Below are 26,130 nucleotides of genomic sequence, written 5' to 3'. Positions count from 1 at the left end.
TTCCTTTTTTAGCTGATATATGTAAATCTAAGCAATATAATTTCTAACTCCAAAAATTGAGCTCCCTATTCGTACCATGGTACTCCCTTTTTTAATGGCTAATTTATAATCACCACTCATTCCCATTGAAAGTATTTGTAAAGCTGGATAATTCTCTTGCTTTTTATTAAAAAAACTAGCTAAGGATGAAAATTCCTCTTGTAATTGTTCTTCGTTATCGGTAAATGTTGCCATTCCCATTAACCCAACAATTTTGATGTTTTTTAATTCTTTTAATTCATTTGAAGCTAAAATTTCTTCTATTTCAACAAAAGTCAATCCAAATTTGGTGTCTTCTTTGGCAATATGAGCTTGCAATAAACAATTGATAACTCTATCATGTTTTTTTGCTTGTTTATTTATCTCCTCCAAGGTTTTAAAACTATCTACACCGTGAATTAAATCAACAAAATGCGCCATGTACTTTACTTTATTACGTTGTAAGTGCCCTATCATGTGCCATTGAATGTCTTTAGGCAATACATCGTATTTAGCAACCATTTCTTGAATCTTATTTTCACCGAATATTCGTTGGCCAGCATCGTAAGCCTCTTGTATATCTGCAATAGGTTTAGTTTTAGAAACCGCTACTAAGGTTACATTATCAGGTAAACTAGATTTAACTTTTTGAATATTCTCTTTAATTCCTATCATCATAATAACTGTCTGTGCAAATTTTCCACATTAAAATTCATAAATGGTCAAAGCACTACGCAATTTAGGCTCTATATATGTAGTCTTTGGAGGCATCATTAGGCCAGCGTCAACAATTGTTTTTAATTCTGAAATATTAGTAGGTAACATTCCAAAAGACACTTTAAATTCTCCGCTGTCAACTTTTGTTTTTAGTTCTAATCCGTCTGATTTGTTTTGAGAATACACAATTTTAGAAGCATTTCTTATGTCATCTATTCCTAAAATAGGTTGCAATACTGTTGTGTATAAAATGTAAGCATCTAATTCACTTAAACAATCTGTAAAATTGTAAATTGATTTACGTAAGTACAAAGCATAAAACTCCCCATTTAAATACATACTAAAATGGTGTTTTTCTTTAGGTTTATACAATTCTTGTCCGCGGTTTTCAATTCTGAAATGTGCATCCAATTCTATCAAAAGCTCTTCTGGGGTTAAACCATTTAAATCTCTAATAAATCGATTGAACTCATATATTTTTAATTGACTTTCAGATAACAAATAACTCATAAAAAAGTTATAATCTTCTGTACCTGTATGGGTTGGGTTATTTTTAGCTAAGTTTTGAGCTAATAAACAAGAAGATGTTGATCGGTGATGACCATCTGCTATATACAAAGTGTTTACCTGTTCAAAAGCATTAGAAATTATTTCAATGTCATTATTATCGCTAACGACCCATAAAAAGTGTAAATCTTTATCTGAAGTAGAAAACTCGTATTCTGCTCGTTGGTTCTGATATTTTTTTATGATAGAATTTATCACTTCATTATCAGGATAGGTGAGAAGTACTGGTTCTGCATTAAAACCTGTATTCTTTAAGTAGTTTTCAAACAATAACTCGCGTTCTCTTAAAGTATCTTCATGTTTTTTTATCACATTATTATGATAATCTTCAACCGAAGTTGCTGCAATAATTCCACAAAAGTTATCTGTAGGAGTTCTTTTTTGATATATATAGTATGCAGGAGCTTTGTCTTGTTTAAAAACTTCGTTCTCTTTAAATTCTAAGTAACGATTGTGTACCAATTTAAAGCGTTGCTCCCCCGTTACATCTTGCTTGTGATATTTATATCCCGGATTAATAACGTGTAAAAATGTGTACGGATTAAAATCAAGTTTAGCCCCAATTTCCGCAGGAGTATAAATCTCATACGATTTAGAGGAAACTAACGCAACTTTATCTCGTGTAGCTCTTACAGCTTTAAATGGTTTTACAATTGCCATGAATTATTCGCTTAGCAGTTTTATAATTTTATTAGCTAACTCAATTCCAATTCTTTCTTGTGCTTCGATGGTAGATGCTCCTATATGAGGTGTCATTGAAATTTCAGGATTCATCAACAATTGAATTTCTGGAGTTGGTTGACTTTCATAAACATCTAATCCTGCATATTTTACCTTACCACTTTCAATAGCATTAACCAAATCTACTTCATTTAAAACGCCTCCACGAGAAGTATTAATAATACCTACACCATCTTTCATTTTCTTAAATTGTGCTGCTTCTAAAACATACTCTCCTTGGGCTGGTAAATGCAACGTAATAAAATCTGACTTTGATAGGACATCATTTAATGGCTGCGTTTGTATAGAAAAATTAACCGATTGCCCATCGAAAAAAGGAATTGTTATTATAGCATTCTCTACTTCTGTATCCATCGCTATTATTTTCATACCCAATCCTAAAGCCATTTTTGCAACTTCTTGCCCAATATGTCCAAAACCAATAATACCTAAGGTTTTACCTCGTAACTCAACTCCTTGAGAATATTGCTTTTTTAAGGCATTAAAATGCAAATCACCTTCTAACGGCATCTCTCGGTTTGATTGATGTAAAAAACGTACCATTCCTAATAAGTGCGCGAACACAAGTTCTGCTACAGAAGGGGCTGACGCTTCTTGCGTGTTAATTACATGTACTCCATTTTCCGTAGCATAATCAACATCTATATTATCCATACCAACACCTGCACGAGCAATTAATTTAATACTCGGGCAAGCTTCAATCAATTCTTGACGTACTTGAGTAGCGCTTCTTACAATAATAGCGTCAATATTATGTTCATTTATATAGTTTTCAAGCTGCTCTTGTGCAACTTTAGTATTTATCACTTCAAATCCTGCTTTATCTAAAGCTTCTATCCCGCTAACGGAAATTCCATCGTTTACTAATATTTTCATTTCTATCTTAATAGTATGTCATTGAGAAGAATGAAATGACTTGGCAATCTTTTGATTAATAAGATTCCTTCATTTCTTTCGGAATGACGTTGTATCTAACTTATTCTTTCTAATTCTTGCATCACATCTACCAAGGCTTGAACACTATACAACGGTAATGCGTTATACATGCTTGCACGGTAGCCACCTACACTTCTATGACCATGCAATCCGTTAATATTGGCTTCTTGCCACATACTATCAAACTTAGTTTGCAGGTTATCATCTACTAAGGCAAATGTCGCATTCATATGGCTGCGATCTTCTATGGAAGCCACACCTTTAAATAAAGGATTTCTATCTATCTCATTATATAGTAAAGCTGATTTCTTCTCGTTTACTTTCTCGATAAATTCGATTCCTCCTAAATCTTTTAACCATTCTAAAGTCAGCATAGAAGTATATACTGGAAATACAGGAGGTGTATTAAACATGCTGTCTTTATCAATAAACACTTGATAATTTAACATCGAAGGTATTTGACGTTCTACTTTACCTAAAATTTCTTCTTTCACCACAACTAAAGTTGTACCTGCTGGTCCCATATTTTTTTGAGCACCCGCGTAAATCAAATCAAATTTTGAAAAATCTAATTGACGAGAAAAAATATCTGAACTCATATCACATATCATCGGAACTGAAGTTTCAGGAAAACTTTTCATTTGTGTTCCATAGATTGTGTTATTACTTGTACAATGAAAATAATCTACATCGGTCGGAATTTGATATCCTTTCGGAATGTAGTTGAAGTTTTTATCTTTTGAAGAAGCAACTTCTACTAATTCACCAAATAGTTTAGCTTCTTTAATCGCATTACTACTCCAAGTTCCGGTATTTAAATATGCTGCTTTTTTATTCAATAAATTGTAGGCAACCATTAAAAATTGCATACTTGCACCTCCTTGTAAAAATAATGCTTTGTAACCTTTGTTTTCTAATCCTAGTAATTCTAAAGCTAAACTTCTCGCTTTCTCTATTACATCTACAAAAGGCTGACTTCTATGTGATATTTCAATTAAAGATAGGTTATCATTATTAAAATTAACAACTGCTTCAGACGCTTTTTGAAGCACTTCTTCAGGTAAAATACAAGGACCTGCACTAAAGTTATGTTTTTTCATCTATTAGTTGTGTTTGGTTACACAAAGGTGCAAATTTATATAGAGACTCTGTTTTAAATTTTTGATAAAAATTCTAGCGTATTTACCCCATCTGCGTAGTCCCATAGTTTCGGTTGTTGTGTTTGTCCGAACTCAATTTCATTTTCGATAAAATTGTCTGCTACCACACACTGAATTTTATTCCTATCTTCCCAAAGTTTAATTTTTAAATCATCAGTATTATCATAATACTCATAAAAAACTGAAGCGATAGGAGAGGCATAGCTCTCATCTTCTTTAATCATCAAAAACCCATTCTCTAAAATATCAAACTCACTCATTAAATATACCGCTTTGTTGTAATCGTAATTATTAGCGTATTTAACATTGTTGATAATTTCATGACGTTGATACATTCCATTAAAAAAAGCATCAAAATTGTAGTTTTTAGGAATGAATAATTTTGATACCGAACGACAACCTAACCCGAAATAACGAAAAACATCTTCGCTTAAATTTTGTAATTGTTCTTCTGATTCATTTCCTGTCAAAACAGCTACAGAATTTCTATTTTTTCTGATGATGCTTGGTTTGTCTTTAAAATAGTATTCAAAATAACGCGCTGTATTGTTACTTCCAGTAGCTATCACCGCATCAAAACCAGCAAGTTTTTCTTCTGTAAATGTGATTTTTCCTTTCAATTCAGGTTCAACATACTCCAAATACTTTGCTAAAAAAGGTAATAAATGCTTGTCATTAGACGATTGTTTAACTAAAACAGAATGTCCAGAGATTAATACCGATAAAAAATCGTGAAACCCTACCAAAGGAATATTCCCTGCCATAATAACAGCAACTAATTTAGTTTCATTTTCTCCCAAGTTTTCTTTAGAAGTCCACTGAGTTAAATTATCTGACGTAAGTGCTTTTGCCCAACTTTCTATTGAAAACAGTAGGTTTTCTCTTGTAAACCAAGAATTATTTTCTTCAGCTATTTTAAGCTGATGCTTAAAACCATCAAAAAATAACTCATTGTGTTCTAGATGCTCTTTTCTCTCGATTTTTTCTTGAGAAAACTGGCTTAAAAATTCTCCTAGTTTATGAAAAGCGTTAATTCTACTTTTTATACTATCCATTTATTTGGTTCTAAATTAAATTGGAACTATTTTTGCGTGTGCAAAGTTACAAAACTGAAAGAGATTAATTATGGCAATTATAATAACTGATGAATGTATAAATTGTGGGGCTTGTGAACCTGAATGCCCAAACACAGCTATTTATGAAGGAGCTGATGATTGGAAGTATTCTGATGGTACTGATTTAACAGGAAATATCGTTTTACCAAACGGTAAATCTGCCAATGCTGATGAAGATCAAGAGCCTATTTCTGATGAAATTTATTACATCGTTGCTGACAAGTGTACTGAATGTAAAGGTTTTCATGAAGAGCCACAATGTGCGGCAGTTTGTCCTGTAGATTGTTGTGTTCCTGATGAAGATAATGTAGAAACAGAAGAGGAGTTATTGGCAAAACAACGTTTTATGCATAACGAATAATCTAAGAGATTAGACTTTTAGAATTAAGATAAAAACAAAAATCCCGAGAATATTCTCGGGATTTTTTTATACAATCTCTTTTTTAAAGTTTAAAACCTAATCTAGTAAAGAAGTAAGCACCGTCAGATCCCATTTGTACAGAATCTGCCAATCCTCCTTGATCTGTCCACCCATCAAATTGTGGAGTAGGATACACGTTAAAAATGTTGTTCCCCCCAATAGTAAAGGTAATTTTATCTGTAAAAGCATAGCTTAAACTTAAATCGGCGGTAATTTTACTTTCATAAGTATCTGTTGCCACAGCGTATAAAGCATCTGCTTCTGCCTGAGTTGTTGCTGGTGTGTCTACCCATTGAAAATCTTGTAATTGTACTTCACTAAATTTTGTTAGGTTTAAAGATACATCAAACTTTTTGTAACCATACCCTAAGTTTAATCCAAATTTATGATCTGGTGCTGCTGCTTTTAAATAAGCTTCTGAAAACGGACTAAAGAACGTAAATCTGTTTAAACTTCCATTCTTTATATCTTCTATTTTAGTATCATTAAAATTACCTACTAACCCTACATCAATTCTATGGTCTTCAAACGATTTTTTATAATTTAAAACAATATCTAAACCTTGAGTTTTGGTATCAACACCGTTGGCAAAAAACTGCGCAGCATCAACTCCTAAATTCAATCCTGAAGCATCAAAATTATCAGTTAAAATGATACGATCGTCAACTGTAATAGAATAGGCATCTATTGTAGCTGTAAATCCACCTATTTTGTACGTAAATCCTAAACTAGCATTGAAAGCTGTTTCTTCTTTTAATTGCTCTATTCCAAAAGCTCTAGTTACTGTACTATTATTGGCCGATAACAATGAAGGAAGTGATTCTCCGTTAACAATGTTGGTAAATTTTAAATTGTAGTATAATTGAGCTAAAGAAGGAGCCCTAAAGCCTGAAGAAACTGAACCTCTTAAGGTTAAATTGTCATTCGCTTTAAATCTTGATGCTAACTTAAAGTTAAATGTGCTACCAAAATCACTATAATCTTCGAAACGAACCGCTGCTCCTACTAAAAACTTCTCTGTAAAGTTAAATTCAGAATCAAAATAGATACCAACATTACTTCTTGATCGATCTACTTCATTATCTGGACCATACCCAGGGAATCCTTGAGAACCTCCTGGTAACTCATCCCCATTACTATCTACAGCTACTGGTTGAACCGCTGGATTTGTCATTAAAACTCCATTGTCATCATATAACCCATATGAAGCTTCTTCACCGGCAAAAATGATAAAGTTTTCTGTTCTATATTCTAACCCAAAAGCTAAATTAACACCACTCATCAAGTCTTCTAGATATTTAGTAAAATCTAATCCTGTAGTGTTTTGTGATAAACTATGCCCTCCTGCATTAAAGTCAGTAGGTGAAGCATCTTTTAATGATGCATTGTTAGAGTCTTTTATAAAATAATGAAACTTATTTTCTCCGTAGGTATTGTTAAAATCAACTTCCCAACCATTTCCTAATTTATGTTTAATTCCAGTAGAAACTGAAATATCTGTAATATTTGAAGTAATTCTTGGTGTGAATCCATTAGGATGTATACTAGGAACACTACGATTATCTCCATTTGCATAACTATCTCTTGAGAAAGCATAAGCATCGGTATCTCTATAATTTCTTCCTCCAAAAGCATATACTTCTGTATTGTCATTGATAGGCAAACTTGCATTTACCATAAAATTGAATCCGTCGATACCTGCACTACCATATCCCTTACGCCAAGAAAAACCTGGTCTTAATGTTCTTTCTTTTGACAATAATTCGGTGGTAAAATTAACAAAACCTCCTTTATCATTCAATTTTGCACCATAGTTCAAGTCTAACTTAAAAGTTCCACCGTCAAAGCTCTTGTCTTCACCATCCAATCTGTTTTTTCCTTCAACATTGTATAATGTTTCTCCAGTAGCTTCAGCCCATCCACTTCCTATAGCTGTACTGTAAGCACCATATCCTAAACTTCCAGAAACACCGTCAGTATCGTCTTTTAAAACAATATTGATAACTCCAGCAATAGCATCAGAACCATACTGTGCAGAAGCCCCATCTCTTAAAACTTCTATTCTTTTGATAGCAGCTGTTGGAATCGCATTTAAATCCGTTCCCGAATTACCACGTCCACGTGTTCCGAAAATATTGACCAATGACGATTGATGACGTCTTTTTCCGTTAATAAGCACTAAGGTTTGATCTGGACCTAAACCTCTTAATGAAGCAGGTACTATATGGTCAGCACCATCAGAACCTGATTGTTTTGTAGCATTAAATGAAGGAGCAGCATATTGTAAAATATCATTTACTTCTACTTTCCCATTTTTAGTTGCTAAATCTCCTACATCAATTACATCAACTGGTACAGGCGTATCTATCGCCGTTCTTCTTGCATTTCTAGACCCAACAATAACAACTTCCTCCAATTCTAATCCTTCTTTTAAAACAATATTGAAATTAGTTTTTCCATCAATTGAAATTTCCTGTGTTTCAAAGCCTGAAAAACTAATAATTAATGTTCCATTTGGATTAACACTCAACGAAAATTCACCATTAAAATCGGTAGAAGTTCCATTTGTTGTTCCTTTTTCTATAATATTAGCTCCTGGTAAAGGCTCATTATTTATGTCTTTTACTGTTCCTTTAATTTGTGTTTGCGCATTTATTACTTGGATTCCTAGTAATAAAATACAAATGATAAAGAGTTTCTGTTTCGTCATGAGAAAAGCTTTTTTTAGTTAATACTCTCTAAATGTAATGAAAAACACCAATTAACTTAAATAAATGTTAATTTTTTTAGGTTATCATAAAAAATATCTTAATTCACGAATTTTAAATAAATAGCATTTTTAGAAAGCAAAGCACTATATTTGCACTCGCAAAATTTCAATAAAAACATAGAATGAAAGCTGGAATTGTAGGATTACCTAATGTAGGAAAATCAACTTTATTTAACTGTTTATCAAACGCAAAAGCACAAAGTGCAAATTTTCCGTTTTGTACAATAGAGCCAAATTTAGGTGTAGTTAATGTACCTGATACCCGTTTAGAAAAATTAGAAGAATTAGTAAACCCAGAAAGGGTATTACCTGCAACTGTAGAAATTGTAGATATCGCTGGATTGGTAAAAGGAGCTAGTAAGGGAGAAGGTTTAGGTAACCAGTTCTTAGCTAATATTCGTGAAACTGATGCTATTTTACACGTATTACGTTGCTTTGATAATGACAATATTGTACATGTTGATGGTTCAGTTGATCCTATTCGTGATAAAGAAACTATTGACATTGAACTTCAGTTAAAAGATTTAGAAACAGTTCAAAAACGTTTAGAACGTGTAAAAAGAACTGCTAAAACTGGTAATAAAGAAGCGCAAGTAGAATTAGAAATTTTATTAAAAGTTGAAACTACTTTATTAGAAGGTAAATCGGTACGTTCTATTGAATTTACTGAAAAGGAAGAAGAGTTTGTAAAACCTTTGCAGTTTATCACAGCAAAACCTGTTTTATATGTATGTAATGTTGATGAAAACTCAGCAGTTTCAGGAAATGCTTATGTTGATAAAGTTAAAGAAGCTGTGTCACATGAAAATGCTGAAGTTATTGTGTTAGCTGTAGGTACAGAAGCTGATATTACTGAATTAGAAGACTATGAAGAGCGTCAAATGTTTTTAGCCGATATAGGCTTAGAAGAAGCAGGGGTATCTCGTTTGGTTCGTTCGGCTTATAAATTATTGAATTTACAAACCTATTTTACTGCCGGAGTTAAAGAGGTTAGGGCTTGGACTATTCCTGTAGGGGCTACAGCTCCTCAAGCAGCTGGAGTTATTCATACTGACTTTGAAAAAGGATTTATCCGTGCAGAGACTATTGGTTATGAAGATTATGTAACCTATGGTAGCGAAGCGAAAGTAAAAGAAGCTGGTAAAATGAGAGTAGAAGGAAAGGAGTACATTGTTAAAGATGGTGACATTATGCACTTTAGATTTAACGTGTAAATTTTTCTAAACATAAAATACAAACTCCGCTATTGTCTAGTGGAGTTTTTTTGTACCTTAGAATTTCAAATTCGCTAAAAATGCAAATAGAAAAACAAACATTTCAATTTTTAAAAGATTTAAAAGAGAATAACAATCGTGATTGGTTTACCGAGTATAAAAAAGATTTTACCAAAGCACAAAATAATGTGAAAAATGTGTACAAAACCATTCAAGAAAATCTTAATAAACATGATGAAATAGACAAGCATAAATTATTCAGAATTTATAGAGATGTTCGTTTTTCAAAAGATAAAACACCTTATAAAACACATTTTGGTGGTTCTTTTCACAGGAAAAAACCCGAATTAAGAGGAGGTTATTATTTACACATTTCACCTGGAGATAGCTTTTTAGCTGGTGGTTTTTGGGAACCTAACAAAGAAGATTTACTACGCATTCGTAAAGAATTTGAAATGGATGCTTCAGAAATTAGAGAAATTTTACAAGAAAAAAACTACGTAAAATATTTTGGAGGTAAACTTGAAGGAGATGAACTAAAAACAGCACCAAAAGGATTTGATAAAGAGCACCCAGATATTGACTTAATCCGTAAAAAAGGATATATAGCCATTCAAAGATTTTCAGACAAAGAGGTCTTAGCTCCTGATTTTTTAACAAAAGTAGATGATGCCTTTAAAGCGCTTCGTCCTTTTTTTGATTATATGAGCGATGTTTTAACCACCAATTTAAATGGAGAAAGTCTCTTAAATTAGATTATACTTTACTTCTCTTTTTAAATAAACATAAGTAACTATTGTTGATAAAACATCTGCAATTGGAAAAGACATCCACACACCATTTACTCCATAAAACTTTGGCAATACATACACCAAAGGAATTAAAAAAATTCCTTGTTTTAATAGGGTTAATAGTAATGCTGGTAAAGCTTTTCCCGCTGCTTGAAAATATGCTGAACCTATTAATTGAGTTGTAATCACGGGGGTTGCTAAAAAAGCAATAATCAAAGCATTTGGAGTGAGATTTAACAACTCTTTATCTTCTGTAAAAACATGAACTAATTCGTTAGGGAACAGCATTATTACTATAAAAATAAGAGTAGCTATTGCAGTACCAAATAAAATAGAAGTTTTAATAGTTTCTTTAACTCTTTGAGCATCATTAGCACCATAGTTGTATCCTGCAATAGGTAAAAAACCTTGAGTTACTCCTAGAACAGGAAACAGAGCAAACATCATTACTCTATTAATAATTCCATAAATAGCGATAGATATTTCTCCACCATATTTAAAAAGAGTATAATTTAAAATAATTACCAAAACACTTATGGTTCCCTGTCGTACAATAGTAACCCCTCCTAAAGATATAATCTCCTTTAAGATTGAATAATTAAACTTAAAATATTTAGGAATAATTTTTAGTTCCGTATTTTTTGAAAGGAAAAACCATAAAATAAATAATCCACTAACTGCATACGAAATAGAGGTTGCTAATCCAGCTCCAAACATTCCTAAATTCATGAATTTTATAAAAACAACATCCAAAAGAATATTAGCTATAGCAGGTAATATCATGGTGAGCATTGCATAGTTCGGCTTACCAACAGCTCTAATAACAGGGTTACCCATCATGGCAAAGGCTAAAAAAGGAACTCCCCAAACAATCACATGAAAATATTCAGTTGCTGGAATAATAATATCTCCATTTGCCCCAAAAAGTTGTAGAATAGGCTGACAAAAGAAAGTGCCTAATAGCACAAATAAAATTGACAATCCAATAGTGATGGAAATCTGGTTTCCAAAAACTTCAAAAGCTTTATCTTCTTTTTGAGCTCCTAAAGCTCTTGAAATGATAGAACTTCCTCCAATTCCAACTCCCATTCCTATAGATGAAATCAAAAAAGCAATAGGCAATACAACTGTAATTGCTGCAATAGCTAATACACCTATCCATCTACCTACAAAAATGGTATCAACTATCATATTAATTGACATTACTAAAATACCTATAGAAGCAGGAATGGCTTGCTTTAAAAGAAGTTGACTAATACTTTTAGTGCCTAAGTCGTTAGCGATTCTATTCATGCTGACTAAATTAATACGAATTATCTATCAAAATTAAAAACTAGGTTAGATTTAAGTAATAATTAACATCAATCCTGTAAGTTTGTTAAATGAATTTATTTGAACAAAAACATATTGTAACTTCAGACGAAATAGACGAATATAACCACGTAAATAATGTAGTTTACGTACAATGGATGCAAAATATCTCTGATGCTCATTGGAAAGAGCTATCAAAAAATGTAACAAATCTCGATTATGTCTGGTTTGTTATTCGTCATGAAGTTGATTATAAAAATCAAGCTGTCTTAGGTGACGAAGTAACTCTTAAAACCTGGGTTGGTAAAACTGAAGGGATAAAATCTGTACGTCACTTCGAGATGTATAGAGGCGATACTCTTTTAGTTAAATCTCAAACTACCTTTTGTTTATTAGACGCCACTACCAAAAAACCTAGAAGAATTACGAAAGAAGTAACAAACTTACTATTACCGTAAAAAGAAACAATATCTTTGCACTTATAAAATTATAGAATGACAACATTTACCGCATTAGGAGTACAAAAAGAATATGTTAAAGGATTGAAAGAGTTAGGAATAACAACTCCTACTGAAGTACAAAAAGAAACTATACCTTATTTGTTAGAAAACAATTCAGACTTTATTGGATTAGCACAAACAGGTACAGGTAAAACAGCAGCATACGGTTTACCTATTTTACATAAAATAGACACCTCTAAAGACCATATTCAAACATTGATTTTATCACCTACAAGAGAATTGGCGCAACAAATTAAAAAACAGCTATTTAAGTTTACAAAATATACAGATAATAAAATTTTTATTGAAGCTGTTTACGGAGGAGAAAAAATTGAGCGCCAAATGAACAACCTTAAAAGAACTACTCATATAGTTGTTGCAACTCCCGGACGCTTAATCGATTTGATTGAAAGAGGAGAGGTAGATTTAAAAAACATTAAAACCTTAGTACTTGATGAAGCTGACGAAATGCTAAGTATGGGATTTAAACTTGAATTGAATCGTATTTTAAAATATACTTCTGGAACTCGTAAAACTTGGTTGTTTTCTGCTACTATGCCTGATGAGATTAGAAGTATCATTAAAAAATACATGAGTGCTTCAGCAAAACAAGTAGAAGTGAATAAAAACTCATTGGTGAATGCCAATATTACACATCAATTTGCGCAAACTACCATTCAAGAAAAGACTAGTTTAATTGTTTCGTTTTTAGAAAAAAGACACACAGAAAGAGGTATTATCTTTTCAAGAACCAAGGCTGGAGCTCAAAAACTAACCAAAGAATTAAAAGAGGAAGGATTTTCTGTTGAAGCTTTAGAAGGCGATATGCAACAGAAGGAACGTGATAAAGTGATGCGTGCTTTTAAAAATGAAAGTCTTCAAGTATTGGTTTCTACAGATGTAGCCGCTAGAGGAATTGACGTTCAAAATTTAGGTTTTGTAATTCATCATCAATTGCCAGAAAAGTTAGAATATTATACACATAGAAGCGGTAGAACAGCCAGAGCTGGTAAAAGAGGAGTATCTTTAGCATTAATTCTTCAAAATGAGAGAAATCGTGTTACAGAAATAGAAAAAGAATTACAAATACAGTTTTCAGAAATATCAATATAAATGAGTGTAATTTATGCCATAGATATCGCAGGAACGTTTGCTTTTGCTATTAGTGGAGCACTTGTAGCAATTAGAAAGAAGTTCGATGTTTTTGGAGTACTTATTATTGCATTTGTTACTGCTGTTGGAGGTGGTATGACACGAGATGTTCTCATTAATGCACATCCTATAAATTGGATTGGTGATATTAATTATATCTGGACCATACTTACCGCTGTTGTGGTTACTTTTTTATTCAGAAGTAAAATAGCTCCTTTAAGAAAAACCATGTTTTTATTTGATACTATTGGTATTAGTGTATTTACCTTATTAGGAGTTCAAAAAGGGCTGAGTTTTGATTTACATCCGTTTGTTGCACTAGTTATGGGTATGTCTTCTGCTGTAATGGGAGGAGTTATCAGAGATGTGTTGACCAATGAAATTCCGTTAATTTTTCATAGAGAAATTTATGCTTCTGCTTGTTTAGCAGGTGGAATCATGTACCTCATTTTAACCCCACTACACATGAATGAAGATATACAGTTTATAATTTCTGCAAGTATTATTGTTATTATAAGAACTATTGCTGTACAATATAAATTAGAACTCCCAAGAATTAAAAAGGATGTCTTTGGTAAATAATTTACACAATGAATAAATTAGTATTTTCTAACTTAAATGAGTTAACAGAACTTGAAGGGAAACAGTTACTTGTAGGGGAGTGGTATACTGTAACACAGCAGATGATTAACGATTTTGCTAATGCAACTCACGACAAGCAATGGATTCATGTTGACGAAGAAAAAGCTAAGAAATATTCGCCAACAAAAACAACAATAGCACATGGTTTTATGTCTGTTTCTATGCTTTCTGAGTTAATTTCAAACTTATTTGAAGTTAAAAGTGTAAAAATGGCTTTGAATTATGGATTGAATAAAGTTCGTTTCCCTAATTCAGTTCCTGTAAACAGTAAATTACGTTTACTAAGTTCTATCAAACAAATAGAAGAATTTCAAAATGGTAAGAAACTAACTTTTGACTGTGTAATTGAAATAAAAGGGCAAGAAAAGCCAGCATGTGTTGCTGAGTTTATTTTTGTATTATTTGAATAAAAAAATGCTGCTTAGACAAAAGCAGCATATATATTGTATTTTTGAATCTCTTCAAAATTACGACAACCAACCTTTCTCTGTAGATCTTTTCGAATACAACAATAAGAAAGCGCCGATGATTATTACCATAATTGGCATTATCATTCCTCCAGGCCCATATACTTCAGTAACTCTACTCATAAATAAATTATAGGACATTTGAACAATAATTGCTATTAAAGAAATAAGAAAAGCTGTTTTTGCTACTTTTTTTCTCATTAATAAAAATACACTTCCAAGTAAACCACCAAAAACAGCAATTGCAAATGCTGCAGTAACCCAGGATGGGATATTTTCATATAATGCCCTTTCAGCCTCTGGTAGTGCTGCTTTTATTTCTTCGGTCATATAGGCTTGACCTAAGTACGACATTACACCTAAACCGTTCCATAGTAAAGCTGCAATACCTATAATCCAAAAAAGCGTTGTAGGTTTGTTTGAGTTTGTCATAAAAAATAATTTTTAGTTAGTTATAGTTAAATGTACTTATAAATAACACAAAAAGCAAAACAAACTGTAAATCAATACTTAACAAGAATTCTTTATTTACCCTCTCTTAAAATAATGTTAAAGCTAATTAGCTAGCGTAACGATTTAAAAAAATCATCGTCATATATATAATTACTTAACAAGTAATGTTTAGGTGATTAGTTAGTTTTTAATAGTTGATTGAAAAGGAAGGCTCGAGATATTATCCCGAGCCTTCTTTATTTACTTATATTTTGTAAAAGCTTATTTTCTTTCTAAAAGTGCCATATAAAATCCATCATAGCCTGATTTATGAGACAATACTTTTTCGTCTTTTACAAAAGAAAAATCTTTTCCTGCATCTGAAGCTAAAAAGAACTCAACTTGTTGTTGATTTTCAGAAGGTAATACAGAACAAGTTGCATATACCATTTTTCCTCCTGGTTTTACCATTTTAGAATATTGTTGTAATACTTCTTGCTGTGTTCCTCTAATTTTATCTAAAAATTCAGGTTGTAACTTCCATTTGCTATCAGGGTTTCTACGAATAACTCCTAAACCAGAGCATGGGGCATCAATTAAAACTCTATCAGCTTTTCCTTGTAACTTCTTTATTACTTTGGTAGAATCGATAACACGAGTATCAATATTATGTGCTCCATTTCTTCGAGCTCTAACTTTTAACTTTTTCAATTTACTTTCGTAAATATCCATCGCTATAATTTGCCCTTTATTTTTCATTAACGAAGCTAAGTGAAGTGTTTTACCTCCAGCACCAGCGCAGGTATCTATCACTTTCATTCCTGGTTCTACATCTAAATAAGCCGCTACCAACTGTGATGAAGCGTCTTGTACTTCAAAAAAACCTTTCTTAAATGCTTCCGTTTTAAATACGTTTGCTCTTTCTACCAATTTTAAAGCATCGTCATACCCTCTGATAAATTCAGTATCAATTCCTTCTGAAGCTAACATTTTTTGAAGCTTCTCTTTGGTTATATTTAAGGTGTTTGTTCGTAAAATAACCTCTGCTTGTTTATTTAATGCAGCTATTTCTTTGGTCCAAACTTCCTCTCCTAATTCTTGAACTCCTACTTCATCTATCCAATCAGGAATAGACTCTCTAAACTTTCTAATTTTTAATAATTCATCAAATTTCCCTTTAATTCTTCGAGTAGGTGTAGGCTCTATCTGATTCCAGTCTGGTAATTGAATTCCTTTCAATACACACCAAACGGCAAACATTCTCCATAAATCAGGACGAGAATAAGGCACTTTAACATTCGCTATTTCTGCATACAAACGTTTCCAGCGAACAATATCATAAATAGTTTCGGCAACAAACTTTCTATCACGTGCTCCCCAACGTTTATCTCTTTTTAATGCTTGTTCAACCGCTTTATCTGCATACACCTCTTCATTAAAAATATCGCGTAAGCTATCAATAACCGCGTATACTAAATTTCTATGTAATCTCATTTGATGAATTTAAGAGTGCAAAGATAGTTGATTTTAATGGCTTTTTGTATTTTCGTTAAAAGTAAAAAGAGTTGATAAAAGTTACATATGAAATTGTTTAAAATTATTCTATTTGTCTTTTTAGGAACTGCTATACAACATGTTTATGGACAAGAAGTTTATATTGAACCTTTAAGAGAATTTGAATTTACAACAAATCAAAAAGTCTATTTATTTGGTAACGATGTGAAATTAAGAAAAGAACCAAATACTGGTTCAGAAGTAATCTCTTTATTAAAAATAGCTTCAGAAGTAACAATTGTAGAGAAATCTACTGAAAAACAATTGTATAACGGTTTTTCACATCATTGGTATAAAGTAAAACATAAAGACAAAGAAGGATTTGTATTAGGAGGTTTATTGGCTCTAGATTCAAAAAAAATAGATGACTCTGTATACCTAGTTACTCTAAGAAAAGAGAAAAATGACACAAAGGTATTGGTAAGAGTTGTTAATGGAAATGATGAGTATATAGAAAATAGTTCAATACTAAAAAGCACGACATTTTCTATAAAAGTTTATGATAATAAAGGAATAAGCTCTATAAAAAACATGATTTATATAGATTATTTAGCCGAAGCTTGTGGAGTTGAAGGAGGTGGTTGTTATCTGTTTAACAATGGAAAGTCTTTAGTTAAATCAATTGAGCTGTCTAGTATATCAGAAGCAGGTTTATTTTGGTTTAAAGAAGATGTTGTTTTTCCTACTGACCTGGGAGGACAAAAAGGGAAAATAATTTTAAAAAGAGAAGGAGGACAAATAATAGATGAAGAAAGTAATCATACAAAAGTAACTCTAGAAACAAAAGAATTTAGTTGGGAAGGAACACAGTTAATCTTTAATGTTAAATAATCCCTATTACTACAGATTTTCATGAATTTAAACCATCCTGTAACATATATCAAAGGTGTTAGCGTAGCAAGAGCCGAATTGTTATATAGCGAGCTAGGTATTAAAACTTGCGGAGATTTGTTGCACCTATTTCCGTTTCGATATATTGATAAAACACAGTTTTATACCATCAATCAATTACAGCAAAATTCTGCTGAAGTTCAAATTGTAGGAAAAATTACAGACGTAAAAACTGTAAAACAAAAAAGAGGGAGTAGGTTAGTTGCTACTTTTTCTGATAATGCAGGATCTATGGAGTTGGTGTGGTTTAAAGGTGTAAAATGGATAAAAGACAGCTTAAAGGTAAACCTGCCGTATGTAATTTATGGAAAGTTAAATTGGTATAACGGAACTCCTAACATGCCACATCCAGAAATGGAAACGGTAAAAGAATACAAAAGCAAACTACAAATGGCTATGCAACCTGTATATCCATCAACCGAAAAGCTGAGTACAAAAGGAGTAAGTAATAAGGTTATGCGTGGCATGATTCAGAATTTGTTTCAGCAAGCGTATGGTAGTATTGAAGAAACTTTTCCACAGTATTTTATTAAAGAGCATCTATTCTTAAGTAAAAAAGAGTCGCTTTTAAATATTCACTTTCCAAAAAATCAAGAATTATTAGCCAAAGCACAATACCGATTGAAATTTGAAGAGTTGTTTTTTATTCAAATACAATTGTTACAAAAAAAACTCATTCGAAAATCAAAGCTAAAAGGGTTTGTTTTTGAGCACGTAGGAGAAGAGTTCACCAATTTTTACAACAATCATTTACCTTTTAACTTAACTGGAGCTCAAAAGAGAGTGTTAAAAGAGATTCGTAAAGATGTAGGCTCCGGAGCTCATATGAATCGCTTACTACAAGGAGATGTAGGTTCTGGTAAAACAATTGTGGCTTTATTAACAATGTTGTTAGCGATAGATAATGGTCACCAAGCTACTATTATGGCTCCGACCGAAATTTTAGCTATACAACACTACAACGGAATTGTTGACTTATTAAAAAACACTGATATTCAAGTAGAATTGCTTACAGGCTCAACCAAAACAAAAAAGCGTAGAGAAATTCATGAAAGATTGGAAGATGGTTCTTTACATATTTTGATTGGCACCCATGCTATTTTAGAAGATAAAGTACAGTTTAAAAATCTTGGTATTGCTATTATCGATGAGCAACACCGTTTTGGTGTTGCACAGCGAAGAAAATTATGGGAAAAGAGCCCTTCTGACGGAAGAGCTATTCCTCCTCATATTTTAGTGATGACAGCAACTCCAATTCCCAGAACTTTAGCCATGTCTGTATATGGTGATTTGGATATTTCAGTTATAGATGAATTGCCTCCTGGACGTAAAGAAATTAAAACTGTACATCGTTACGATAGCAATCGTTTAGGTGTTTTCAAATTTTTAAAAGATGAAATAGCCAAAGGTCGACAAGCTTATGTTGTATATCCATTAATTCAAGAGTCAGAAGCAATGGACTATAAAGATTTAATGGATGGTTATGAAAGTATTTCTCGAGAGTTTCCTTCTCCAAAATATCAAATAAGTATTGTTCACGGTCAAATGAAGCCTGCTGATAAAGATTATGAAATGGAACGCTTTGCAAAAGGTGATACTCAAATTATGGTAGCAACCACTGTTATCGAAGTAGGGGTAAACGTACCTAATGCTTCTGTAATGGTTATTGAAAGTGCTGAACGTTTTGGTTTGAGTCAATTACATCAATTACGAGGTAGAGTAGGTCGAGGTACAGAACAAAGCTATTGTATTTTACTATCGAGTTATAAACTATCTTCTGACGGAAAAACTCGTTTACAGACCATGGTAGAAACTACAGATGGATTCAAAATTGCAGAAGTAGATTTAAAACTCCGTGGTCCTGGAAATATTATGGGAACACAACAAAGCGGTGTTTTAAATCTTAAAATAGCTGATGTTGTAAAAGATAGCCCAATACTACATAAAGCTCGTCAGGTAGCTATAAACTTATTACAAGAAGACCCTAACTTATCAAAACCTGAAAATGCTAGTTTACTTAATGTGTATGAAAAACTTTGTAAAACGAGTGGTATATGGAGTAATATTAGCTAAACTATAACAATAACGGTTAAAAAAATAGTATAAAACCAACACTGTGAACTTTTATTTAAAGGTAAAAAACAGCCTTGTTGTACCAGTTTAACAATGGGAATTATAGGAGGGAAGTATACACTCATAAACCTCCTTTAAAGGTAGAATATAAATTAACGGAACTAGGTGAAACTCTAATTCCGTTAATCTAGTCTATTGCCAATTGGAGGGATTATGCCGTTAAAAATTATGCTAAGTCTTAATCGTTTTATTTAACACTTAAAAAAGAAAAACGGTACGAAAGACCTAAATTAAGGTAGGTACTACTTAAATTACCTCCTCTTGCTTTTACATATCCTAAACCGCCTCTTATATGCAGTTTATCAGTAATCTTATGATTTATACCCATACTTGGTTTAACTATTAAACCTTGACCTGTACTAATACCACCGCCTCCTGCAGCACCTCCTAATACTTGAGCAAAAACAGAAGTTGTATTACCAAAAAATTCATTGGTTTGTACTCCCAAACCTACAATTCCTTCAGCATAAGCACCAGCATCACCAAAATTAGCAAAAGAGGTTTGTCCTGCTGCATACAAGTACTTGTTTAAAAAGAAATTTAACTGTAGTGATATTTGGTGCATATTTTGATTAAATCCACCATCTCTTGCGGCATCTAAATATAAGTCTTGCTTAATAATTGCTTCGAATCCTTTGAACTTCCCTTTTGAAAACTCTTGTTTATCAGATAAAATACCATCTCTATCGACATAATACTTCAATCCTAGTCCAAAAGTAGATGATGTGAAATGTGAATCTGGACTCATCATAAATCCTTTGTTAATAGAAACATATACATTATCAAATAATTTTTGTTCTAAAGATATATCGGGATAAATTAAAAAACCTCCTTTAGTATCTACGCCACCACCACCGCCGGCACCTACACCAAATTTAGCAAGGATGTTTGTACGGTTTTTATTCATTGATAAATGATAACCACCTCCTAAGAAAACATCCATATAACCTGCTTTAATACCGTGATAAGCACCATCTGCTCTTACAAAAAAGAAAATATCATCTGTTATATATGAATTTAATTCAAATCCAGCCAAACGTATTGTATTCCCTTCATAAGAACCTTTAGTTACATGGGCATTATTTAAGTGCATTAGTAACGAAATTCTATTACTTAAGGCATTCCATGATGTAGTTTTTAAATCTTCAACTGAAAATGAGTTTTCTCTTTCTTTAAAACTAGCTGCTTCAAATGATAACGGAATCTGTACTGCCACATTAAATTGGTTACTTTTAATTTCACCTCCGTCAAAGAAATCGACATAACTATATCCTGCAGTAGCTGAGAAGTACTTGAAATCATAACCTAAATTAAGGTGAGGCAAGATAAAAGCTCCCCCGCCATCTTTTGCACTTTTTCCTCCACCTCCTCCGAAGTGAAATCCAGCATCAATAAAAAGTTTATTAGTAATTTTTTGTTGTATGCCTGCATTTACTCCCAGCGTAAAAAAACCTCCCCGAATACCTCCAACTGCACCGTACAAGCCAATTCCTGCATAACTCCAATCGTTCAATTTTAAATTGTAGTGGAGACCCGTATAATCCATATTCTGTTCTCCTTCAGGCATTTTTATAGATAAAAAGTCTATCTGCCCAAATCCTATTTGTGTTTTTCTTTCAGGAATTGCACTCGTTTGTGCATAAAAAAAATGAACACTCATTAGTAAACATACTATGAGTGCTCGTTTGTAAATAATGTTTTGCATTAAAGAATATTAATTGAGTATTTTCTGACGTTCTCCATCTATATAAGAAGCTACAAAAGCATCACTAAATCCGATTTTTACTAATTCACCTTTTAATTTTCTAGCTTCCTCTAAAGTAGTAAACAACCCTAATGAGTATTTAAAATAACCATTATCAACTGTAACTGTTGATGGAATTACTGCTGAAGATAATAATGGGTATTGCTTTTCTGAAAGCACACCTATTTGTACCGAATAAATTGTTTTTCCACTCGTGCTTTTTGCCACATCATCAGCTGTAGTTTCAACATCAATATCAGAGGAACTATCATCTGTGGAGTTATTTCTAGTAGCTCTTGCTTGAGCTCTGTTAATACTGTCTAGTACTCTAGAGGCTTCGTCTTTTTTTATTTGCTCTATATTTATGTTGTTTAATGCGTCGGCACCACCATTTTCATAAAAATAATATGTAGCACCTAGCGCAAGACCTAATAAAAGACCTAATAAAATTGGTAAGTTTTTTGAACTTCTTTTTAAAGAGCTTAATTCTTCTTGAACAGTATTCAGTTCATTTTCAGCTTCTTCTCTTTTTAGTTTTGCATTGTCTAAGTCTTCTTGCATTAACTTAAACTTATCTTCTTCTATAAAAGGCATAATTATATAATGATTAGTTTGCCACTAAAATACGAATCTTTTTTAATTAGCAATAAATCTAGCCGATTTACAAAAAAAACAAAGAAATTCTACCAAAAATATATTAACCTCAATTATAGGTTTAGATATTGAGGATTTGAATAAATAGTCATTTTTTGATTTCTTGTAAACCCTATAAGACATATTCCAAACTCTTTAGCAAAATCAACCGCTAAAGAAGAACATGCTGAAACAGCAATAATAATAGGTATTTTAGCAAAAAATGCCTTAGAAACAATTTCGTAAGACACTCTACCACTTACTATCATATAAGTACCATGTTTTAAAACTTCTTTAGCTATTAAATCTCCCACACACTTATCTACCGCATTATGTCTACCAATATCTTCTTTTATGGTTAGTAATTCTTGGTTAGAGTTAAAAATAGCACACGCATGACTTCCTCCTGTTACCTTGAATGTTTTTTGTAAATTATTCATTTTCAACAACATGTTATATACAGATTCAACAGATTGATTAAGTAAAGGTTTAAGTGGTTTTCCTTCAACCTTTAAATCATTTAACTCTTTTTTTCCACAAATTCCACAAGAAGAAACAGATAAAAGTGTACGTTTATTCATATAACCTTTACCTAATTTACCATAAGGAATATTTACATTTATTACAGTTGAATAATCTTTTTCTTCTTTTGTTACAGTTATCTTTAAGTCATTCTTTCGCTTACAAATATCTTCAGCATACAATAACCCCCTTACAAGCTCTTCATCATTTCCAGGCGTACGCATCACAACTGTATACGATTCTTTGTTTATGTTTATTTGTAAAGGTGCTTCTACAACAAGTGTATCATCAACTTTTTCTAAAGAATTTTCTGATAATTTTAAAGACTGGTAAATATGTGTTTGCTTCATAGTGTAAGCAAATTTAACTAAAAGTATAAAAGTAAAGCAAAAAGAAAAGCCCTGATTTAAAACTATTTAAAACTCAAGGCTTTTCGATATGTTTCATTACCCCTAAACAATAAAACATACCTTCCTAGGGACTTTTCCCTTCTCATTAATAAAACGATTATTTTTTTATTATCGTATATATAAAATTAATTGTTTTTTACACAATTAACAACAATTAACTCATTATTCATATTAGTAGTAAAAAAGAGATAAGTATCACCACCATCTTTAACTTTGGTCTCCTTTCTTATTTGTGCTACTGTTTTAGGAAAATTACGAGTTGTTATATTAGCTTTTGTTGCTTTAATATATTTTTTAAAAGTCTTTTTGTTATAATGAAATACCTCTTTTATTTTAAAGATTCTCCCGGGAAAATTTTCAATTAAAATCTCTGAAGTATACAAATGAGAGTGTTGATGTAATTTTGCAACTTTTTGTTGATTTGCTACCTCACTAAATCCACCTGATTTTAATATAGCTGCATTGGGTTCATAAATATAATTCTGAGGTAACGAATACTTAAATACAGAATCCCCATCTAGTAAAAAACAAAATTCTTGATTACTGTATTTCAATATGTTAATTGTTTTTATTTCAACTTTTCCTTTATGTTTATTTTTTAATAAAAAAAGTAATTCTTTAACTTCATTTTTAACTGCAATTACATGAATTTCTTTTACAAAACTTAACTCATTTATAGCTGCAGTAATATCTAAAATTGGAGAGTTTTTTATTAAGATAGTATCTGTTTTTGTAAACAAAAAATCTAAATTATCTGGAACATTTGGCAAACAATCACTCAATAAAAATACTTTACCTTTTACATCGTTTCTTCGAGAAGGATCAACATAAATACAATCAAATTTTGTTGTAGTCTTTTTTAAGTATTCTAATCCATCTTCAGCTATTGTTTCAATATTATCAATTCCTAACTGTCTATAATTATATGAAACAATTTCTGATAGTTCCTCATTAATTTCACAATGTGTAACCCTGTTAAAATGTTTAGAAAAAGCATAGCAATCAACACCAAACCCTCCAGTTATATCAATAATTAAATTCCCTTCTATTAATGTCGATTTATAATCGGCAGTAATTTCTGAAGAGGTTTGCTCAATACTGAGTTTCGGAGGATAATAGATGTTTTCTGCTTGAAACCATGTAGGTAATTTTTTCTCTGATTTACTTTTCGCTATAATTTGATTAGCTAATTCTTGAACAGAAACCTCGTCAAAAGGACTCCCTTTAAAAATTAACTGTTCAACATTAACTTTCAAATGGTTTTCAATATAATTCTGAACCTCAGGATGTAGTATAGCTTTATTCACAAAAAAGGGTTGTTTTTCCTGACAATAATACTGATATTTTAACAGTTATTACTGTTCACAATCATAGATTTTTACTAGGTTTGTTATCTTTTTTAATCAATTTAAAGTTAACAAATAATTTATTTATGAGAAAAAGTATTTTAACGCTTGCTATGATTTTAGCAGCAATGAGCGTAAGTGCTCAATTTTATGTGTCTGCTAGTGGAGGATATTCAATATCTAGCGCAGGTGTAAGATTTGGAACAGAAACAACTGCTACTAAAGTAAAAAACACCTATGGAAGCTACGGTGAGGGTATGCACACTCAATTAAGAAGTGGTTATTTTTTTAATGACACTTTTGGTGTTGAAGTAGGTTTAGGCTATTTAAATGGAGCTGACCAAACTTCTTTACTAGTTGATTTACCTGCTCAAGCACAATATATTAATATTGAAGCTAGAGGAAAAGCTTATGGAGCTTCTGCTTCTTTAGTGTATAAATTTACCAATAACATCTACGGACGTTTCGGGGCCTTAATTAAAGTTGGAGGAAAAACTGAGTCAGATGGAAAAATAAACATTGCATTATCTCAAACTGAAATGTTAAATGTTGATTACACTCAAGACTATAAAGGGAGACTTCCTTTAGGTTTTATTGGAGCAGTAGGGTACAAATATGACTTAAGCGACAAAGTATCTCTTTTTGCTGAATTAGAGTATATGGGAGTTAGTGTTACTAGAGATTCTTCAGAAATTACTGAATTTTCAGCAAACGTAAATGGTCAAGCTAGATCTATTGATGATGTAAGAGCTATTTTTGCTTCTCATCCAAGCTATTCTAATTTAGCAGCTGTATTTAACAAAAACATTGAATATGTTGATGAATTACCTTTAGGTGCAAACCCAGCAGGTGATAAGCAATTATCTCAAAAAGTTCCTTATTCTTCTTTTGGAATTAATATTGGAGCCACATTCTATTTTGGAAAGTAATTTTTCTATACTATAAAAAACAAGAAGAGCAGTTACTATACTGCTCTTTTTTTTACACTTCACTATATTTTCCTAAACTACTTTTTCTTTCTGATTAATTAGCTGCTTAATTCCATCTGCAAGCTCATTAGCCGCTTCAGGATAATTTCTAAACCATAACTCTGGTTCAATCAGTTCTAATTCAGCGATAGCTAACTTATTATTATTGTCAGTAAAAACATCAACTCTCGCATAAATTGGCATTTCTATACAAGCCTTTACAGCATTCTCTGCAAATTCTATTTCTTGTTCAGTAGGGGTATAGTCATAAACCGCTCCTCCAAAATCATCTTGTACTCTAAAATCACCTTTTTTAGCTATTTTTAAGACCGCATGGGTAAATTTCCCATTCATAACCATCAATGAAATTTCTCCTTTATCAACAATATTGTATTGAAAAGGCTGTAATATCATCGCTTCTTGGGCTATTAACTCAGAAAAAACACCTTCATACATTTCAGAATTTTCTAAATCAACTTTATAAGTGTGTCTTGCTGCACCCGAAATACATGGTTTTAAAACAAACTCTTTTAAACCGTATTTAATAGAAAGCTCTTTTAAAGTTGATTGCGTTCCTTTTTCGATAAAATAAGACTCACAAATATGAACTCCATTCTGCTGTAAATCTTGTAAATAATGCTTGTCGATATTCCATCGAATAATGTTTTCTGAATTCAATAAAATTGTTTGCTTGCTTACTTTATTCAACCATTCAGAAAATTCATCAAAACGATCAAAATAATCCCAAGTAGTTCTAAACAAAGCAAACTTAGTTGTGTTCCAATCAAAATCAGCATCATCCCAAGACAACCTTAATACAGTTAATCCTTGTTTCTCTAACGCCACTTTTACATGGTTATCCTCATCTAAAATATTTTGGACATAGTTACTAACCTCTTTAGGTTTTATATATCTTTTATCTGTAAGAATTACAACGTCATATTTTTTCATGTGTTTATTGTTATTGATTTTTTA

25 protein-coding genes are annotated in these 26,130 nt (G+C 31.9%); 11 read left to right on the top strand and 14 right to left on the bottom strand.

Going from position 1 to position 26,130, the window contains the following annotated elements; all coding sequences use genetic code 11:
• Positions 1-27: 27 nt before the first annotated feature.
• From DFQ07_RS10075 to DFQ07_RS10055, 5 genes are all read right to left on the bottom strand, one after another.
• Positions 28-690, bottom strand: coding sequence for a YggS family pyridoxal phosphate-dependent enzyme (locus tag DFQ07_RS10075; RefSeq protein ID WP_133536782.1), 663 nt, complete (start codon positions 688-690; stop codon positions 28-30).
• Positions 691-723: 33 nt separating this feature from the next.
• Complete coding sequence (locus DFQ07_RS10070) at positions 724-1,962, bottom strand: DUF1015 domain-containing protein (protein WP_133536421.1); 1,239 nt, start codon at positions 1,960-1,962, stop codon at positions 724-726.
• Positions 1,963-1,965: 3 nt separating this feature from the next.
• Entirely contained in the window at positions 1,966-2,919 is a 954-nt protein-coding gene (locus tag DFQ07_RS10065; protein ID WP_133536419.1) for a D-2-hydroxyacid dehydrogenase, read from the bottom strand.
• A 95-nt stretch (positions 2,920-3,014) separates the two neighbouring features.
• On the bottom strand, positions 3,015-4,079 hold the full coding sequence (gene serC, locus DFQ07_RS10060) for a 3-phosphoserine/phosphohydroxythreonine transaminase (RefSeq protein WP_133536417.1): 1,065 nt from the start codon (positions 4,077-4,079) through the stop codon (positions 3,015-3,017).
• A gap of 53 nt (positions 4,080-4,132) precedes the next feature.
• The gene (locus DFQ07_RS10055; RefSeq protein WP_133536415.1) at positions 4,133-5,194 is read right to left on the bottom strand and encodes an acyl-CoA reductase; all 1,062 of its coding nucleotides are present in this window, start codon (positions 5,192-5,194) and stop codon (positions 4,133-4,135) included.
• A 70-nt stretch (positions 5,195-5,264) separates the two neighbouring features.
• On the opposite strand from DFQ07_RS10055, the gene DFQ07_RS10050 reads away from it, so the two are divergent.
• Positions 5,265-5,615 carry a 4Fe-4S dicluster domain-containing protein gene (locus tag DFQ07_RS10050; RefSeq protein ID WP_133536413.1) on the top strand — a complete coding sequence of 117 codons (351 nt, stop codon included), beginning with the start codon at positions 5,265-5,267 and terminating at the stop codon, positions 5,613-5,615.
• Positions 5,616-5,697: 82 nt separating this feature from the next.
• On the opposite strand, the gene DFQ07_RS10045 is transcribed toward DFQ07_RS10050, so the two are convergent.
• On the bottom strand, positions 5,698-8,385 hold the full coding sequence (locus DFQ07_RS10045; RefSeq protein ID WP_133536411.1) for a TonB-dependent receptor: 2,688 nt from the start codon (positions 8,383-8,385) through the stop codon (positions 5,698-5,700).
• A gap of 182 nt (positions 8,386-8,567) precedes the next feature.
• Here DFQ07_RS10045 and ychF point away from each other — a divergent pair, with 182 nt between their 5' ends.
• Together ychF and DFQ07_RS10035 are read left to right on the top strand one after the other, a co-directional pair.
• On the top strand, positions 8,568-9,659 hold the full coding sequence (ychF, locus tag DFQ07_RS10040) for a redox-regulated ATPase YchF (RefSeq protein WP_133536409.1): 1,092 nt from the start codon (positions 8,568-8,570) through the stop codon (positions 9,657-9,659).
• A gap of 80 nt (positions 9,660-9,739) precedes the next feature.
• Positions 9,740-10,414 carry a DUF2461 domain-containing protein gene (locus tag DFQ07_RS10035; RefSeq protein ID WP_133536407.1) on the top strand — a complete coding sequence of 225 codons (675 nt, stop codon included), beginning with the start codon at positions 9,740-9,742 and terminating at the stop codon, positions 10,412-10,414.
• Here DFQ07_RS10035 and DFQ07_RS10030 read toward each other — a convergent pair.
• Positions 10,406-11,743 (bottom strand): MATE family efflux transporter, encoded by a 1,338-nt coding sequence (locus DFQ07_RS10030; protein ID WP_133536405.1) that lies wholly within the window; start codon positions 11,741-11,743, stop codon positions 10,406-10,408. The genes DFQ07_RS10035 and DFQ07_RS10030 overlap by 9 nt on opposite strands.
• Before the next feature lie 89 nt (positions 11,744-11,832).
• Here DFQ07_RS10030 and DFQ07_RS10025 point away from each other — a divergent pair, with 89 nt between their 5' ends.
• Genes DFQ07_RS10025 through DFQ07_RS10010 form a run of 4 tightly spaced genes read left to right on the top strand, consistent with a single transcriptional unit; the run spans position 11,833 to position 14,465 of the window.
• Positions 11,833-12,219 carry an acyl-CoA thioesterase gene (locus DFQ07_RS10025; RefSeq protein WP_133536403.1) on the top strand — a complete coding sequence of 129 codons (387 nt, stop codon included), beginning with the start codon at positions 11,833-11,835 and terminating at the stop codon, positions 12,217-12,219.
• Between the two features lie 36 nt (positions 12,220-12,255).
• On the top strand, positions 12,256-13,374 hold the full coding sequence (locus DFQ07_RS10020) for a DEAD/DEAH box helicase (protein WP_133536401.1): 1,119 nt from the start codon (positions 12,256-12,258) through the stop codon (positions 13,372-13,374).
• The gene (locus tag DFQ07_RS10015) at positions 13,375-13,995 is read left to right on the top strand and encodes a trimeric intracellular cation channel family protein (protein ID WP_133536399.1); all 621 of its coding nucleotides are present in this window, start codon (positions 13,375-13,377) and stop codon (positions 13,993-13,995) included.
• An 8-nt stretch (positions 13,996-14,003) separates the two neighbouring features.
• A complete protein-coding gene (locus DFQ07_RS10010) occupies positions 14,004-14,465 on the top strand; it encodes a MaoC family dehydratase (protein WP_133536397.1) in 462 nt (153 codons plus the stop codon).
• 57 nt (positions 14,466-14,522) lie between these two features.
• Here the strand turns inward: DFQ07_RS10010 and DFQ07_RS10005 are convergent, their stop codons facing one another.
• Together DFQ07_RS10005 and DFQ07_RS10000 are read right to left on the bottom strand one after the other, a co-directional pair.
• Positions 14,523-14,954, bottom strand: a complete 432-nt coding sequence (locus DFQ07_RS10005) for a hypothetical protein (protein ID WP_133536395.1) — start codon at positions 14,952-14,954, stop codon at positions 14,523-14,525.
• Positions 14,955-15,236: 282 nt separating this feature from the next.
• Positions 15,237-16,448 (bottom strand): RsmB/NOP family class I SAM-dependent RNA methyltransferase, encoded by a 1,212-nt coding sequence (locus DFQ07_RS10000; protein ID WP_133536393.1) that lies wholly within the window; start codon positions 16,446-16,448, stop codon positions 15,237-15,239.
• A gap of 87 nt (positions 16,449-16,535) precedes the next feature.
• Here DFQ07_RS10000 and DFQ07_RS09995 point away from each other — a divergent pair, with 87 nt between their 5' ends.
• From DFQ07_RS09995 to DFQ07_RS09985, 3 genes are all read left to right on the top strand, one after another.
• Positions 16,536-17,339, top strand: a complete 804-nt coding sequence (locus DFQ07_RS09995) for an SH3 domain-containing protein (protein ID WP_133536391.1) — start codon at positions 16,536-16,538, stop codon at positions 17,337-17,339.
• Positions 17,340-17,360: 21 nt separating this feature from the next.
• On the top strand, positions 17,361-19,472 hold the full coding sequence (gene recG / locus DFQ07_RS09990; protein ID WP_133536389.1) for an ATP-dependent DNA helicase RecG: 2,112 nt from the start codon (positions 17,361-17,363) through the stop codon (positions 19,470-19,472).
• 74 nt (positions 19,473-19,546) lie between these two features.
• Positions 19,547-19,663: a winged helix-turn-helix transcriptional regulator gene (locus DFQ07_RS09985; RefSeq protein WP_317126696.1), complete on the top strand. Its 117-nt coding sequence runs from the start codon at positions 19,547-19,549 to the stop codon at positions 19,661-19,663.
• Positions 19,664-19,719: 56 nt separating this feature from the next.
• Here the strand turns inward: DFQ07_RS09985 and DFQ07_RS09980 are convergent, their stop codons facing one another.
• The 4 genes from DFQ07_RS09980 to DFQ07_RS09965 all read right to left on the bottom strand — a co-directional run bounded on the left by DFQ07_RS09980 (position 19,720) and on the right by DFQ07_RS09965 (position 24,148).
• Complete coding sequence (locus DFQ07_RS09980) at positions 19,720-21,237, bottom strand: hypothetical protein (RefSeq protein WP_133536387.1); 1,518 nt, start codon at positions 21,235-21,237, stop codon at positions 19,720-19,722.
• A gap of 9 nt (positions 21,238-21,246) precedes the next feature.
• Entirely contained in the window at positions 21,247-21,870 is a 624-nt protein-coding gene (locus DFQ07_RS09975; RefSeq protein WP_133536385.1) for an SPOR domain-containing protein, read from the bottom strand.
• Positions 21,871-21,983: 113 nt separating this feature from the next.
• Positions 21,984-22,781, bottom strand: a complete 798-nt coding sequence (gene fdhD, locus DFQ07_RS09970; RefSeq protein ID WP_133536383.1) for a formate dehydrogenase accessory sulfurtransferase FdhD — start codon at positions 22,779-22,781, stop codon at positions 21,984-21,986.
• A 185-nt stretch (positions 22,782-22,966) separates the two neighbouring features.
• Positions 22,967-24,148, bottom strand: coding sequence for a class I SAM-dependent methyltransferase (locus tag DFQ07_RS09965; protein WP_133536381.1), 1,182 nt, complete (start codon positions 24,146-24,148; stop codon positions 22,967-22,969).
• A 125-nt stretch (positions 24,149-24,273) separates the two neighbouring features.
• Between DFQ07_RS09965 and DFQ07_RS09960 the strand changes: the two genes are divergently transcribed.
• Positions 24,274-25,116: an outer membrane beta-barrel protein gene (locus DFQ07_RS09960; protein ID WP_133536379.1), complete on the top strand. Its 843-nt coding sequence runs from the start codon at positions 24,274-24,276 to the stop codon at positions 25,114-25,116.
• Between the two features lie 72 nt (positions 25,117-25,188).
• On the opposite strand, the gene DFQ07_RS09955 is transcribed toward DFQ07_RS09960, so the two are convergent.
• Complete coding sequence (locus DFQ07_RS09955) at positions 25,189-26,106, bottom strand: ATP-grasp domain-containing protein (protein ID WP_133536377.1); 918 nt, start codon at positions 26,104-26,106, stop codon at positions 25,189-25,191.
• Positions 26,107-26,130 lie beyond the last annotated feature (24 nt).

It is taken from the genome of Tenacibaculum caenipelagi (genome assembly GCF_004363005.1).
Taxonomy (GTDB): domain Bacteria; phylum Bacteroidota; class Bacteroidia; order Flavobacteriales; family Flavobacteriaceae; genus Polaribacter; species Polaribacter caenipelagi.
This window is presented reverse-complemented; position numbering and strand designations above follow the sequence as displayed.